The organism is Myxococcus sp. NMCA1 (genome assembly GCF_026810205.1).
In the GTDB taxonomy this organism is placed as follows: Bacteria; Myxococcota; Myxococcia; order Myxococcales; family Myxococcaceae; genus Myxococcus; species Myxococcus xanthus_A.
Window position 1 is genome coordinate 5146774 of record NZ_CP113950.1, and the last position, 14134, is coordinate 5160907.

Annotated in this window: 11 protein-coding genes and 1 pseudogene; 8 read left to right on the top strand and 4 right to left on the bottom strand. The window is 68.6% G+C overall.

Annotated elements, in window-relative coordinates; all coding sequences use genetic code 11:
* Positions 1–178: 178 nt before the first annotated feature.
* Together hemB and OZ403_RS21170 are read right to left on the bottom strand one after the other, a co-directional pair.
* Positions 179–1147, bottom strand: a complete 969-nt coding sequence (gene hemB, locus OZ403_RS21165) for a porphobilinogen synthase (protein WP_186817788.1) — start codon at positions 1145–1147, stop codon at positions 179–181.
* Between the two features lie 64 nt (positions 1148–1211).
* Positions 1212–1421 (bottom strand): hypothetical protein, encoded by a 210-nt coding sequence (locus OZ403_RS21170; RefSeq protein WP_043613047.1) that lies wholly within the window; start codon positions 1419–1421, stop codon positions 1212–1214.
* 298 nt (positions 1422–1719) lie between these two features.
* On the opposite strand from OZ403_RS21170, the gene OZ403_RS21175 reads away from it, so the two are divergent.
* From OZ403_RS21175 to OZ403_RS21185, 3 genes are read left to right on the top strand one after another with little or no spacing between them, the layout of a single operon-like run.
* A complete protein-coding gene (locus OZ403_RS21175; RefSeq protein WP_140796527.1) occupies positions 1720–2607 on the top strand; it encodes an ABC transporter ATP-binding protein in 888 nt (295 codons plus the stop codon).
* Entirely contained in the window at positions 2604–3440 is an 837-nt protein-coding gene (locus OZ403_RS21180; RefSeq protein WP_140792442.1) for an ABC transporter permease subunit, read from the top strand. The genes OZ403_RS21175 and OZ403_RS21180 overlap by 4 nt, the downstream gene beginning before the upstream one ends.
* A 1-nt stretch (position 3441) precedes the next feature.
* The gene (locus OZ403_RS21185) at positions 3442–4554 is read left to right on the top strand and encodes a hypothetical protein (RefSeq protein WP_140798674.1); all 1113 of its coding nucleotides are present in this window, start codon (positions 3442–3444) and stop codon (positions 4552–4554) included.
* Positions 4555–4629: 75 nt separating this feature from the next.
* On the opposite strand, the gene OZ403_RS21190 is transcribed toward OZ403_RS21185, so the two are convergent.
* Together OZ403_RS21190 and OZ403_RS21195 are read right to left on the bottom strand one after the other, a co-directional pair.
* Positions 4630–4989 carry a hypothetical protein gene (locus OZ403_RS21190; RefSeq protein WP_268781572.1) on the bottom strand — a complete coding sequence of 120 codons (360 nt, stop codon included), beginning with the start codon at positions 4987–4989 and terminating at the stop codon, positions 4630–4632.
* Between the two features lie 202 nt (positions 4990–5191).
* Positions 5192–5458 carry a hypothetical protein gene (locus OZ403_RS21195; RefSeq protein ID WP_225887742.1) on the bottom strand — a complete coding sequence of 89 codons (267 nt, stop codon included), beginning with the start codon at positions 5456–5458 and terminating at the stop codon, positions 5192–5194.
* A 337-nt stretch (positions 5459–5795) separates the two neighbouring features.
* On the opposite strand from OZ403_RS21195, the gene OZ403_RS21200 reads away from it, so the two are divergent.
* From OZ403_RS21200 to OZ403_RS39765, 5 genes and pseudogenes are all read left to right on the top strand, one after another.
* Positions 5796–7460 carry an Ig-like domain-containing protein gene (locus OZ403_RS21200; protein ID WP_268781573.1) on the top strand — a complete coding sequence of 555 codons (1665 nt, stop codon included), beginning with the start codon at positions 5796–5798 and terminating at the stop codon, positions 7458–7460.
* A gap of 682 nt (positions 7461–8142) precedes the next feature.
* A complete protein-coding gene (locus OZ403_RS21205) occupies positions 8143–10470 on the top strand; it encodes a DUF1588 domain-containing protein (protein WP_268781574.1) in 2328 nt (775 codons plus the stop codon).
* Between the two features lie 5 nt (positions 10471–10475).
* The gene (locus OZ403_RS21210) at positions 10476–11873 is read left to right on the top strand and encodes a DUF1552 domain-containing protein (protein WP_268781575.1); all 1398 of its coding nucleotides are present in this window, start codon (positions 10476–10478) and stop codon (positions 11871–11873) included.
* Between the two features lie 488 nt (positions 11874–12361).
* Positions 12362–13636: a hypothetical protein gene (locus OZ403_RS21215; RefSeq protein ID WP_268781576.1), complete on the top strand. Its 1275-nt coding sequence runs from the start codon at positions 12362–12364 to the stop codon at positions 13634–13636.
* A gap of 243 nt (positions 13637–13879) precedes the next feature.
* A pseudogene (locus tag OZ403_RS39765) lies at positions 13880–13999 on the top strand (hypothetical protein); the annotation flags it as partial.
* Between the last annotated feature and the right edge of the window lie 135 nt (positions 14000–14134).

Genomic DNA, 14134 nt, shown 5'->3' on the forward strand with positions numbered 1-14134 from the left:
TGACACGGGCCGCGCGACCGGCGCCGGACCGCTTCTTCGCGGTGGGCCGGCGTTGGGGCGGGGGCTTCTGGGACTTTCGTCCAGGCCGCTTTTTGGTTGGCATCGTGCGACGCACATTTGGACGCAACGCGCGCGGCGGATCAAGGGTCAACCCGCCGCGAGCCCGCCCGGCTGTTGCCTACAGGAGCTTCGCCGCCTCCAGGGCGTGGTAGGTGATGATGAGGTCGGAGCCGGCGCGCTTCATGGACGTGAGCGTCTCCAGCATCACCCGCTCGTAGTCAATCCACCCGTTCTGCCCGGCGGCCTTGAGCATCGAGTACTCGCCGGACACGTTGTAGGAGACGACGGGCAGCTCCCAGCGCTCGCGCACGGCGCGGATGACGTCCAGGTAGGCCAGCGCGGGCTTGACCATGATCATGTCCGCGCCCTCCTCCACGTCCAGGGCCACTTCCTTGAGGGCCTCGCGGAAGTTGCCGGGATCCATCTGGTAGCCCCGGCGGTCACCGGAGGTCGGCGTGTTCTGGGCGGCCTCGCGGAACGGCCCGTAGTAGCCGGACGCGAACTTGGCCGAGTACGCCATGATGGGCAGCTCGCCGAAGCCCGTCTCGTCCAGGGCGGCGCGGATGGCGGCCACGCGGCCATCCATCATGTCCGACGGAGCGATGATGTCCGCGCCCGCCTTGGCGCAGCTCACGGACATCTTCGCCAGCAGCGGCAGCGTGGCGTCATTGACGACGTGGCCGCCTTCCAACACGCCGCAGTGGCCGTGGTCGGTGAACTCGCATAGGCAGACGTCGACGATGACCTGGAGGTCCGGCTCGGCCGCCTTGATCTCCTGGATGGCGCGCTGGACGATGCCGTCGTCGGCGTAGGCTTGGGTGCCGCGGGCATCCTTGTGGTTGGGGATGCCGAACAGGAGGACGGCGGGCACGCCCAGCTTCCGGGCGTGCCTGGCCTCGGCGACGACGTGCTCCAGCGACAGGTTGAAGATCCCCGGCATGGAGACGATGGGACGGCGCACGTCCCGGCCTTCCACGACGAAGAGGGGGTAGATGAAGTCGCCCGGGTCGAGGCGCGTCTCGCGCACCATGTCACGCAGGACGGCGTTGCGGCGCAGGCGGCGGGGTCGGTGGATGGGATAGGCCATGGCGCTCGCCGGTATAAACCGGCGGCGCCGCGCCTTCATCGTTTTGGGCCCCCGGCCCGCCTGCTCAGCCTGCGACGAGCCTCCAGCTCTTCTGATGGTTCCGAGCCTCCCGTGCGTGCCGCAGGGCGCGGCGCTCGGCGATGTCCGCTTCGTGCAGGGCGCGGGCGTAGCGCACGCGTGCCGCCTCCGTCCCGGTCGCCAGGTCCTTGTCGGCCTGCTCCAGCTCGCGGCGGGCATCCAGCAGCTGCTGTTCGATGCGGTCCTCGTACGTCATGTCTGGTGCTCCTCGTGGCTTGAGTTTGCCGCCGGACGATGCATGGGCCGGACCGTGGAGCTCCAAAGAGTCTGCAAGCCGCCAAGTCCCCGGAACAACGAGCTACCGCGGCGCGGCAGGCACGGAAGGCGTGCGAAGCGGCTTTCCCACGGGCGCGAAAAGAGCGTCGCGGTGGGCCGTGGCCGCCCAGCGCGCCCGGCTGCCCGCCCGGTATGCAAGTCGAGGCAATCGACTGACGCCAGGGTCGTCTACAGTCGTAATCGTGAACAGCCAGGTGCCAGCCATCGAAGTGAGGGGACTGAGGAAGACGTACCACCGGGCCTTCCGGAAGGGAGGCAACGAGGCCCTCCGTGGCATGGACCTGACGGTGCCGGAAGGAAGCGCCTTCGGCCTCATCGGCCCCAACGGTGCGGGCAAGACAACCTTCATCAAGAGCATCCTGGGCATCGTCCAGCCCACGGAGGGGTCCATCCGGGTGCTGGGGGGCTCGCCCGAGGACCCGCGCATCCGAGCCCGCATCGGCTACCTGCCCGAGCGCCTGCACCTGCCCGGAACCTGGACGGCGCCCGCCTTCCTGGCGACGGTGACGCGGCTGAAGGGCCTCCCCGTGGACCCCGCGGTCAACCTGCGCCTCCTGGAGCGCGTGGGCCTGTCGGACGCGGTGGGCCGGCGCATTGGCGGGTACTCCAAGGGCATGCGTCAGCGGCTGGGCCTGGCCGCGGCGCTGGTGGGCACCCCTTCCCTGCTGGTGCTGGACGAGCCCACGGACGGAATCGACCCCATGGGGCGGATGGAGGTGCGGCGCATCCTCCAGGACGAGGTGCAGCGAGGCACGACGCTGTTCCTCAACTCCCACCTGCTGGCGGAGACCGAGCGGGTCTGTGACCGCGTCGCCATCCTCGCGAAAGGCCGCGTGGTGCGCGAGGGCCGGCTGGAGGACCTGGCGCGCGGCGGCGTGCGGTGGCTGGTGCGCTTCGCCCCGGGCGCCAACACGGAAGCCCTGGTGACGGCAGGCTTCGTCCGAGGCGTCGCGGAGGGACAATACGTCGTAGAGGCGGAGGACCCGGCGGCGCTCAACGGGGCATTGGACCGGGCGCGCGCGGCGGGGGCATTGATGGTGGAGCTGCGGCGTGACGGAACGGACTTGGAGTCGGTGCTGATGGGAACAGTGGAGGCCGCAGCGTGAAGCCCGTCCTGGGAATCGCGGGCTACGTGCTCCGTGAGGCGATGTCGCGCAAGTTCATCCTGGCCTTCATGGTGGGCATCACCCTGGTGCTGACCGTGGTGGCGCTGAGCTTGCGCATCGAAGTGGTGGACGGCGCGCTCGCGGCGTCTCGGCTGTTCGGCGAGGAGCTTCGCTCGAGCATCCGCTCCGTCGACGTGGCCCTGCGGCCCGTGTACCAGGCCGCGGCGTTCCTGGTGTTCTACGGCGGCATCCTGTTCGGCATCGTCGCGTGCTCGGACTTCGCGCCGTCGCTGATGTCACCCGGGCGCATCGAGCACCTGCTGGCGCTGCCCATCCAGCGATGGCACCTGCTGGCGGGGACGTTCCTGGGCGTGATGGTGCTGGCGCTGGGCGGGACGCTGTATGGGACGACGGGACTGGTGCTCATCTTCGGCGTGAAGGCGGGGTACTGGACGGCGGGGCCGCTCATCGCCGGCTTGCTGGCGTGCGTGGGCTTCGCGGCGGTGTACGCGGTGATGCTGACGGCGGCGACGCTGGTGCGCAGCGCGGCGCTGTGCGCGGCCTCCGGCTTCGTCTTCCTGGTGGGAGGAATCATCGCGGGTTACCGGCAGCAGATGACGCCCTTCTTCGAGGAAGGCTTTGGACGCGAAGCCTTCCGGGCGGTGACGCTGGTGTTGCCGCGGCTGTCCGCGCTGGCCGTGGCCGCGGGCGACATCGCCGCGTCCACGCCGCTGGAGGTGCGCTCGCTGGGCTTGCTGTTGCTCGGTGTGCTGGTGTTTGGATTCGGGGCCTTGGCGGTGGGGTTCTGGCGCTTCGAGGGAAAGGACTACTGACATGGACAACCGTGGACGCCGCCGGGTGTGGCTCGTCGTGGCGGCGATGCTGTTCGTGGTGGCCGCGGTGTTGATGTTCACCGGGCAGGGTGAAGAGCCCGCCATGGAGACGCCGAAGGTGGAATTCCCCCGGCGGATGCGGGCACCCGAGCGGGAGCGCGCGGAACGGCGCCGGACGCATGTCCTGCCCGTGCAGGTGGACGCGGGCACGCAGGAGCGCGCGCGTCCCAGGGACCCCCTGCTGGCCGCCCTGCCCCGCGGCGAGGGCAAGACGGCGGTGGTCATCGAGGCGAACGCGCTGCGGCACTCGCCCATTGGTGAGCTGCTCCTGGACTGCCTGATGCGGGATGGCGGAAAGCGGCTGCAGGAGCTGCGGAACCTCAGTGGCGTGGACCCACTCCAGGACCTGGACCGCCTGGTCATCACCGATGAAGGGATGATGCTGTCGGGCAACTTCGGCAACGCGAAGTTCAAGGAGCTGCTGGGTGAGCGCGTGTCCATGGACTACGGCGAAGGCGCCCGGGTGTACGAGCCGGGCGACATGACGGTGACGCGGCCGGATGGGAGCACGGCGCGTGGCCGGAGTGAGGCCGCAGTGGCGACGTGGAACAACGAGCTGCTGGTGATTGGCAAGTCGCCGGACGAGGTGAAGGCGGTGGTGGACCGGGTGGAGGGACGCGGCCCGGACGAGCCGCCCGCCATCTCCGAGGGCAGCACCTACGGGGAGATGTATGGCGTGCTGTCCGTGGACCAGCTCGCGCGGCTGTTGCCCAAGGAGCAGGCGGAGCTGGCGGACCGCATCCGCCGGGTGGCCCAGAACGTGGAGCTCCACGTGGACGCGAGCGGCGATGTGGCGATGGTCGCCGAGGTCCGCGGCGCGAATGGCGACGAAGTCACGGACCTGGGCAAGACGCTGGGCGCCGCGCTGAGCATGGCGCGCATCAAGGCGCAGGCCGAAGGCGAGAAGGACCTGGCGCAGCTGCTCGACTTCGCGCGCGTCCAGCCGGATGGCACGTCCTTCAAGCTGGAGATGGCGGTGCCGCTCGACGTCATCAAGCAGCGACTGGCGTTCTGCAAGGAAGAGCGGAGTGCGGCGGAGGCGGCTGAGCGATAGGCCGGGAGTCGTCGCTTTCGCGCTGTCCACGACGCCCCCTGGCCTTCCCGCCTGGGGGCGTCGTCGTTCCTGGAATCAGGGCTGAAGCGACACGCCGACGTCTTCCTGTTCGCGACGGCGCAACTCCGCCGCGGCCTTCGCCGCGGTGAAGAGTGTGATGATGATATAGGCGCGGATGATGAGGGCGACGACGGGCACGCGCCCTCCCTCCGTAACGGTATCCACCACCGTGGTGAGCGCATCGGCGATGTACAGGATGCCGGCGAGGATGGGCGCCGCCCGGGTGCCCCGGTAGGTAAAGAAGCCAAGCACCGCGACCACCACGCCGATGAGGATGGAGCCCAGCCCCATCCCCACGGCCTCCAGGGCCTCGCTCTCCACCAGCAGCCCGATGACGCCGAGCAAGGTGTTCACCCCGGCCAGGAAGTAGAGCATGTTCGCCGCGCGCGTGACCTGCTGCGACGGGTCCGTGTCCGAGCCTGGAAGTGCCTCTCCAGTGCCAGCTTCTTCGACCCCACGTGAATCACCCTCCGTCGACCCCAAACCGGGTCAGGGGGCGCAGCTAGCTGTCCTATGGATGACATTGCAAAGTCACGGGCGATTTCAGGCGGCGCCGTGGCGAAGCCCCGGGGCCGGCTCAGCCTCGCAGGGCCACGCCGAGGCCGATGATGACCAGCATGGCAACATGGAACCAGCCGACGTTGCGAGCGAGCACGGCCCATCCCTCCCCTGAGCCAGGAGCGGCACCGCGCCGGATGGCCGCCAGCTCCTGGTAGCCCAGCACGAGCCCCACGAGACCCGGCACGAACCCGATGAACCCCACCGTGGCGAAGATGAGCGCCAGCGTGGCGCGTTTGGAGGGTTTCTCTCCCAGCGCGACGGTGTGGCAGTGAAGGCAGAGCATGCGCCCCACCTGCCACCTGCGGCAGCCTTCACACAAGAAGGTGCCGCAGCGGCTGCACGTCCCCTCCGCGGGCCTCTCGGGATGTCCGTACATGGGAACAGGGCGTGACCCGGCCGCTCTTGATCACCGCCCCATGACAGAGACAGTCCTCGCGGCTGGCTTTCCCTGAAGAATTACACCCTACAATGACAGGCACTAATAGAGCGGGCCCTCACCAGGGCTCGGTCGCGACATCCACTCCCCTCCCCTGGCGCGCCCCAGCCGATTGTTTGATATATTGTTGCGCGCTGCCGCTCTCAATTCCATGCGAGCACAGCCTCCTCAAGGGAGAATCCACATGCGCATCGTTTCGAAAGGGGCCCGTGGCCTTTCCGCACTGATTGGCGCGGCGGCCCTGGCATCCATCGGTTGTGGTGATGTCCCGGACGCGTCGGAGAGCTCCCAGGCCGAGCTCCAGCAGACAAGCGCGCCTCTGGATTGCCTCGCCTCCATCAAACCGGAGCGGGAGCTGCTCATCCAGGATGCGACCGTGCTGAATGACCCGGTGCGTACGGCCTGGTCCGGAGCGATGCCCAAGGTGCGCGGGGCCGCGGACGGCGCGTGGAGCTTCGGCCGACGACTGGCGGAGATGAGCGGCGACGTCGCTCCCTCCGAGTTCGTCCGCGACGGGCTCCAGCGGGGTGCGGAACAGGACGCGGTCGCACGCACGCTCGTGCCCCAGCTCCTCGAAGCGTGGCCAAGACTCGCGGATGGCACCCTGGACATGACGAAGGCGCCGCTGCGGCTGAAGGCCATCGTCAACCACGTGGACACCCACAATTCGGACCGGCACAGCGCTGGCGAGGGCCACCTAGTCTTCGATGCAATCGATGCGGACGGCAAGCCGCTGCCCCTCACCGCCACCCTCGTGTACGACCTGCCGGCATCCAAGCCCTCGGACGCGCTCCACTGGGCCCGGCAATGGCATGCACTCGCCACGCAGACTCCGGGTACGGAGGCATTCAATACCACCCTCCAGGCCGTCACCGACCGATTCACCGCCGCCCCAGGCCGGCTCCAGGTGAGCACGACGGAATCGGTCCTCGACTCAGCGCGCTCGAAATCCACCGACGCGCGGCGCCTCGCGAAGGACTTCGGAAACCTGCTGTGTACCGATAGCGCAGCCCCTACCGTGACGCTCCTCTCGCCGAGCCCGGGCAGTGCCGTGCGCGGCACCATCACCCTGACGGCGAGCGCCTACGATGACGTCGGCGTCACGCGCGTGGACTTCTTCTCAGGGTCCACCCTCATCGCCTCCGACACCCAGCCCCCTTTCATCGTGGACTGGGACACGGCGACGTCCCCCTCCGGCACCCAGGCGCTGACAGCCCAGGCCTTCGACGCGGACGGCAACATGGGCATCTCCGACCCGGTGAGCGTCATGGTGGACAACTTCGCTCCCATCATTCTTTCGGGCACGCCCCAGTACAACCCACAGACCCTGAACTACGTGCGCGGCAACATCACCGTGGGCTGGTCCGTGACGGACCAGTCCCTCTCAGGCGTGGTCCTGGCCGAATTCTTCCAGGAGGGGTACCTCAAGGGCTCGCTGACGAGCCCCACCAGCTTAGGGTACACCTTCGCGTGGGACACGCGGGTGCTGGCCAATCGCCCCTACAGCCTGACCCTCCGCGCGACTGACAGGGCAGGCAATGTCGCGATGCACACCCGTTCGCTGATCGTCGACAACGCGCCGCCCACGTCCGTCCTGACCGCACCGGCCAACGGAGACGTCGTCAGTGGTGTCGTCACGCTGGCTGCCAATGCGAGTGACAGCCAATCGCTCTACTACGTCGCCTTCGAGATCGACGGTGTCATCCAGACACCCTATTCGACCACCGCGCCCTTCACCCGTACGTGGGACACGACGGGCAAGTCCGGCACGCACGTCATTGTCGCCATCGCGTATGACCGCGTGGGCAACAGCCAACGCAGCAACGCAGTGACGGTCACCGTTCCGTGAGCCACAGGCGGGCACTGACGCCTCGGTAGCCCCCCTGGTCTCACCTTGTCCGGGTGCCCCGTCGAAGGGCCGCGCCAGACCTGCTGGCGCGGCCTCTCTTCGTAACCGTCCGGCGAATGACGTGGCGTGAGATGTTGAAGACGGTTGGGTGCCGTGCTCGGCGAGCGCTGCAAAAGGACTGGGCGAGAAGGCATGGTCCGGCGTGAGCCACCAGGGAGCGCCGGCGATGCTCGGCGGAAGGCCCCTCCCCTCGTTGGAGCACCCATGCAATCGCCGCGACAGTACAATGCGCCCGCACTCTTCACCCTGTCGACCCTGCTGTATGTGGTGATTGGCGTCCCCGCCTGCACTGCCTGAGTCCTCTTCCTCTCCGGTGTCTTCGCCACGTTCCTCGTGGGAGGGCTGAGTCAAGCGGCTCGGCGACGCGTCGCCGCTTCCATTCGTCGGACAGCAGCTCACCGATGCGTGAGTTGGGATGCGTCTGCACGCTCGGGGCTTGGTCGATGGCTGTACTGGCGCATTGCTTGACTGCCGCTGGCAGCTTGATCCACCTGTCCACTGAACCCGGGCAACTTCACCTGCGAGCCACCACCGACGGCACCACAGGGTGCCCAGGCAGGTCTGAGCCCGTTTTGCAGGGACTGCTTGCTATCCCACCTGCCGTCCGTGCCAGTCTGGCCGGATGAACCGCGTCCTCCTGCTGGCCGGACTGTTGAGCCTCGTTGCGTGCAAGGGCTCCAACGAGCCAAACACCAACGCCGGAGGCCCTAACAACCCAGGGGAGCCCGGGGGGCCCGGTGGGAACCTGGGCGCCGCGTGCGTGGTGCAGTCGGTGCTCGCCGAGCGCTGCGCCAGCTGTCACGGCGCGCTGCCGACCCAGGGGGCGACGATGCCGCTGCGCACCCTGCACGACATGCGGGTGAGTTCGGTGATGGATGGGAGGCTCAGCAACGCCCAGCGCGCGCTCATCCGCATGCGCGACGACGCGTCTCCGATGCCGCCGGCCCCGCATGAGCGCGCGAGCGCAGCCGACCTCGCCGCGCTCGAGACCTGGATCGGGGAGGGGATGCCCCTCTGCAGTGGCACGGGCGGCCCGCCCGTGACCGTGGTGCCCGAGCCCAACCTGCTCGATCAGTCTGCGCTCTTCAGCTGCACCGAAGGCGTGCGCTCGGATGCGCCGACGCGCATCCGCCGCATGAACCGGCGCGAGTTCACCCGCAACGTCGGTGGCTCGGTCGAGCGCAGCTGGACCGGGTTCAGCTTCTACGACAACCCGCTCGATCCCAGCGCCATCGAGCAGTACAGCTCCTGGGCCACGGACGAGACGCTGGACGAGGCCACGGTGGAGCTCTTCCTGCCGGTGGTCGGCGCGGCCGCCTCGCCGTGGACGATGAACTACCCGGACGGCAACCGGATGGAGCGTGTCTACACCAACAGCCGCTTCAGGTGCATGTTCGACGACGCGAACCCGAGCGACTCCTGCAAGCGCTTCCACCTCGGCCAGATGCTCGAGTTCGGCGTCTTCTTCCGCCCGCCCACCGAGGATGAGCTCACCCGCCTCACCGCCTTCGCGACCGAGGTCATCGCGCAGGAGCCGAGCTACTCCCCGCGAAACCGCGCGGACTCCATCACGCGGATCTCCAACGCCGCGTGGATGATGACCGGCGCCATGTTCCGCCGCGAGATGGGCGGCGAGCCGGCCGACGGTCGCGTGGAGCTGACCAGCCTTGAGCTGGGCTCGCAGCTGGCCTACGCGCTGGCGGGGCGCGCGCCCTCGGCCACGCCGAGCTTCGTGTGGCCTTACTTCTCCGCGCCCCTCGAGGGGCATCTGGCGGACGTGGCGACCGCCGCGAAGGATGGCTCGCTCAAGCAGGATGCGACGACCACCGCCCTGATCGAGAAGTACCTGGGCGGCGTCGACGCCCACCAGAACGGGACACCGCGCTTCGATCTGGTGCAGGACTACAACGAGGAGCAGCGCTCCAAGCGCGGGCAGTACTGGCTGGGTGACGGCGTCGCGGGCTTCTTCCGCGAGTGGCTCGGCTACGAGCACGTGGCCGCGGTGTTCAAGGAGTCCCCGGCGGCGACCTCGCGCTTCGAGATCGAGGGGCTCGGCTACATCAGCTCGGTCTCGTACGAGAACCTGCTCACCAACTTCCATCCGCTGGAGCCGACCTTCATCCAGCAGTTCGACGATCTGATCGCGCGGGTGGTCGTCGAGGATAAAGACGTGCTGGCGAACCTGCTCACCACGCGCACCTTCTACGTGCCCTCCATGCAGCACGCGGCGTACGACTCGCACAAGGGACTCTCGCACCCCTACAACGTCAGCGAGATCCTCCCGGCGACCGTCGCGGGCCGCTGGAAGACGCTGCCTGCCACCGAGCGCGCGGGCGTGCTGACCCACCCGGTGTGGCTGGCCTCGCACGGCGGCAACTTCGAGGACGATCCGTCCATCGTCCACCGCGGCAAGTGGGTGCGCGAGAACCTCCTGTGCGGCTTCGTCCCGCCGCTCAGCAGCGTGCAGGTGGCGGCCCAGGTCGGCGCTCACGCTCCTGACAAGAACGCGCGCCGCCGCCTGCAGGAGGCGACCGCCGGAGCGCAGTGTCAGGGCTGTCACCGCCTGATGGAGCCGCTCGGCCTGCCCTTCGAGATCTACAACCACGCGGGATTCCTGCGCGCGCGGGATCACTCGACCAGCGGAGGCTGGACCACGCCGGACGGAAGCTCGACGCTCACGTCGATGCCGGACCCCGGGCTGGACGGCCCGGTGCGCGACGCGGTGGAGTTGAGCGAGCGCCTGGCGACCTCGCGGCACGTGAAACGCTGCTTCCTGCGACAGGCCTTCCGCTACTTCATGGGCCGCCCGGAGAACCCGAGCGACGCATGTACGCTGACGCAGATGGAGCAGGCCTATGATCAGAACAACGGCTCGTTCTCCAAGATGCTGACCACGCTGATGACCAGCGACACCTGGAAGACGCGGCGTGTGCCGCAGGCTGGAGAGTGACTGCCATGTTCTCGCGACGAACCGTCCTGAAGGGCATGGCCGCCGGCCTCTTCGCGCCCTACTTCCACGACGTCTACGCCCAGTCGTCAGCGTTGCCGGCGCGCCTGGTGCTGGTCCTCGAGTGCAATGGCGTCTACCCCCGCGCGCTCCTGAGCACGGGCACCCGCGCGGCGCTGGGGGGGCGCGCCAACACCTCCGACCGCCTCTTCTGGGACGCGTACAAGGACACGCCGCTGGTGCGTGAGGGCGACAATCTCGCCAGCGCGATCAGTCTCGGGCCGCTGGCGGCGTCTTCCGGCAACATCGACCTGGTGAACCGCTCCGCCGTGCTGCTGGGGCTCTCGAACCTCATCGCGGGCGGCGGGCACTCCAGCGGGACGGGCGGGCTGAGCTGCGCGGTGAACGGCGCGGGCGCGACCTTCGACGCGGTGATCGCACCTCGCCTGCGCCGTGGTGCACCGTTCGACGTGCTGCGCCTGGGCACCAGCTCCGCGCGCGTGTCGATCGTGTACGAGACCTGCGCGCTCGGACCACGCAAGCCCGCAGGCATCATCGTCAACCCGTCGCTCGCGTTCGACAGCACCTTCGGCTCTCTGCTCGGCGGCTCGACGAACGGGCGCGATCGCAAGATGCTCTTCGACTTCGCGCTGGCCGACTCGCGGAAGGCACTGGCGGAGTTCAGCGGCAACTCCAACGAGCGGCTGAAACTGGAGCGCTACCTCTCCTCGCTCGAGTCGCTGCGCACGCGGGAGGATCAGCTCGAAGGCATGGCGGAACGCGTGCGGCCCTACCTGCCACTGGCACCGAAGGACAACCCGCTCATCACCGGCGCGGGCTCACCGCCCGACTCGCTGAAGTGGTTCGAGGCGCAGTTCCAGATCGCCACGGCGTCCCTCCTGGGCGGGCTGACGAACACGGTGGTGCTGGCAACGGGTACCTCGGGCTTCGACGTGGCCTACGGCCCAGACGTGACCGACATCCCGCGACACAGCCTGCAGCACGGCCTGGATGCGGGGCAGAACTGGGATCGCGTCGCCGAGGTCACCCGCCGTCACGTGCAACTGGTGGCGAACCTGGCGAGGACGCTGGCCGCCACGCCCGAGGTCGGCGCGAGCGGCTCGATGTTGGATCACACCGCGATCGTCTTCATGTCCGACAACGGCGAGCAGCACCACTCGACCTCACGTGAGTGGCCGAAGCTCGTGGTGGGCGGCAACGCGCTGGGCCTGAAGACCGACGGGCGCACGGTCGTGTACCCAAAGTACGACGCGGCCCGGAACCGGCAGGTCTCGAACCTCTTCAACACGCTCGGCCACGCGTTCGGAGACGCGGACTTCAACACCTTCGGGCAGGAGGGCAGCACGCGCATCGCGCCGGGACCGCTGAGCGAGCTGTATGGCTGAGCCGTGAGAGCGGGCTGGGAGGGTTCCACGTCATTTTTGGCAGGCATGTCTCGCGGGTGCCACTCCTGGACCGGCGGTGTTCCCCTTCGTGCGCTGGCCTCGGCGCGGAGCCTGTCCGTCATCCCGAACTGGGACGACATCGTTCCACTCGACGATGGCAGTCTGTCCTGATTCGAGCACGCCGAAGTCGACTGCGTACCCCGCGGTCCCCTCCCCGGCGAACGCCCACTGCACTCCGACGCGGACACCCGCGATGCCGGTGCCGAGCGCACGGACGGCGGAGGCTCGCACCCAGCGCCTGCGTGTCCGGGCCATGCCGCCGTCGTTTGTTTGAAGGCACGGAGCCCCAGAGTCCTGCGTCGCGCGCGCAGGGGCCGCGGATTGAAGCTCGTGTCCACCGCCATATCCGGGCTGCATCCTCCGGGCGGCTGGTTGGGCGCGTGGAGCCCCCCACTTTTGCGCCGTCGTTCGCGAAGGGGAGGCTGCACATGAAGCGGGAAGTGAGAGCCGGCATCGCCGGGCTGCTGTTCGGGTCCATGCTGGCTGGCTGCGGGGTGGCGCCGGAACTGGAATCGCCGCAAGGCAACGAGGAGCTGGAGGCGTCCACGAGCGCCGAGGCCGAGCTCGATGCGCATCGGGATGACTCCACGCCTGCCGCGGTGGCGCGTTACGGGCCCGCGGTTGCGTACGGTGATGGCAAGTACTTCGCGGTCTGGACCGACGTGCGGACCGGCGGCATCTGGGGCACTCGCGTGAAGCCAGACGGCACCGTGCTGGACAAGGGAGGCATCCGCATCAACATCAGCGACGAGACCGGGTCCCAGCCCGGCATCGCCTTCAATGGGACGCACTTCTTCGTCGTCTGGGGGGGCCGGGATGGCGTCGACGGCGTTCGCGTGAAGCCGGATGGCACCGTCGTGGGGCCGGTGTTCCGTGTCATCCAGACGGATGAGTTCCAGGGCCCGACGCGCGTCGCGTGCTCCCCGAAAATCTGCCTGGTGACGTACACCGTCACGGGTGACACCGAGACGGTCATCTTCGTCACGCGCGTGACGAAGGCCGGCGTCGTGCTCCCGTCGTCCGACCGGTCCATCAGCGCCGGCTTGAACTACGCGGCTGACGCGTCGGCGGCCTGGAACAACAGCAAGAAGGAGTTCCTGGTCGTCTGGTCTGACCAGCACGGCGAGGGCCCGGAGAACGCGGACATCTACGGCAACAGGGTGAAGGAGGACGGCACCGTCCTCGACGACGACGGCTTCCCCATCTCCACGGCGGAGGGCGCCCAGACGACGCCCGACGTCGAATGGACGGGCAAGAACTACCAGGTGGTCTGGTCCGATACCCGTAACGGGAACCCGGACATCTACGGCGCGCGGGTAAATGGGCAGGGCAAGGTGAAGGACCCCGACGGCATCCCCATCACCATCGCCGCGGCCGCGCAGACCGCACCGCGCATCGCGCACCACAACACCAAGTCCCTGGTCGTCTGGGATGACACGCGCAACGGTCCGCACAGCATCTGGGGTTCGCGGTGGGACGAGGACGGGGACGTATGGGACGGCTCGGGCTTCCCCATCTCCAGCGAGGGCCTGGCGCAGCAGTACCTGCCAGACGTCGCCTACGGGTCCGACAAGTTCTTGACCGTCTACGCCGCCCAAAACGTCTACGAGCCCTTCGCGCCACACTACATCGTGGGTACGCGCGTGACGCACCAGGCGCAGGTGAAGGACGTGCCCGCCATTCCGCTCACGCGCAAGTACTAAGGCGTTGAAGGAGAGGCCAGCTCCGCTGGCCGGCCACCACGCGGACCGCTGCCTTCGGTCCGCGTGCGAGGCGACACGGCTACACGGAGTTCGCGCCGCACCAATGGCGGGCGTTGTCACGCACCGTCTTCCGCATCCTCACTCACGCGGGCGGGCGCGCGTGGGCCGAGGCCCGCGTGGAATGGTCCCCCTGGCGCCAGCAACGGCCGCTGCTCCGCGCGTGTCATCTCCCCGGACGGCAAGGTGCACCTGCTCGACGAGCAGACGCTGCACGACGCGCCCGTGGAGGCCCCTGGCCCCGACAGCTCCACGGACGCAAAGGCGCTGCGCGCGCCCCTGCCGGCACTGCGTCCCGGCAGCGTGTTGGAAATCGAGTCCGTCGTGGAGGACACGCAGTCGTTCTTCGAGGCAGGCAGCGTGTGGATGAGGCTGCACAGTCCTCACATGAACAGCACGCGTGTCGGATGGGTGGACGCACGGCTTCGCGCTGCTGGACCC

Bases quoted from the DNA above. Each gene is read 5' to 3' on its own strand.
- hemB (WP_186817788.1), bottom strand. From the start codon at position 1,147: ATGGCCTATCCCATCCACCGACCCCGCCGCCTGCGCCGCAACGCCGTC.
- OZ403_RS21170 (WP_043613047.1), bottom strand. From the start codon at position 1,421: ATGACGTACGAGGACCGCATCGAACAGCAGCTGCTGGATGCCCGCCGC.
- OZ403_RS21185 (WP_140798674.1), top strand. From the start codon at position 3,442: ATGGACAACCGTGGACGCCGCCGGGTGTGGCTCGTCGTGGCGGCGATG.
- OZ403_RS21190 (WP_268781572.1), bottom strand. From the start codon at position 4,989: ATGCTCTACTTCCTGGCCGGGGTGAACACCTTGCTCGGCGTCATCGGG.
- OZ403_RS21195 (WP_225887742.1), bottom strand. From the start codon at position 5,458: ATGCTCTGCCTTCACTGCCACACCGTCGCGCTGGGAGAGAAACCCTCC.
- OZ403_RS21200 (WP_268781573.1), top strand. From the start codon at position 5,796: ATGCGCATCGTTTCGAAAGGGGCCCGTGGCCTTTCCGCACTGATTGGC.
- OZ403_RS21205 (WP_268781574.1), top strand. From the start codon at position 8,143: ATGAACCGCGTCCTCCTGCTGGCCGGACTGTTGAGCCTCGTTGCGTGC.
- OZ403_RS21210 (WP_268781575.1), top strand. From the start codon at position 10,476: ATGTTCTCGCGACGAACCGTCCTGAAGGGCATGGCCGCCGGCCTCTTC.
- OZ403_RS21215 (WP_268781576.1), top strand. From the start codon at position 12,362: ATGAAGCGGGAAGTGAGAGCCGGCATCGCCGGGCTGCTGTTCGGGTCC.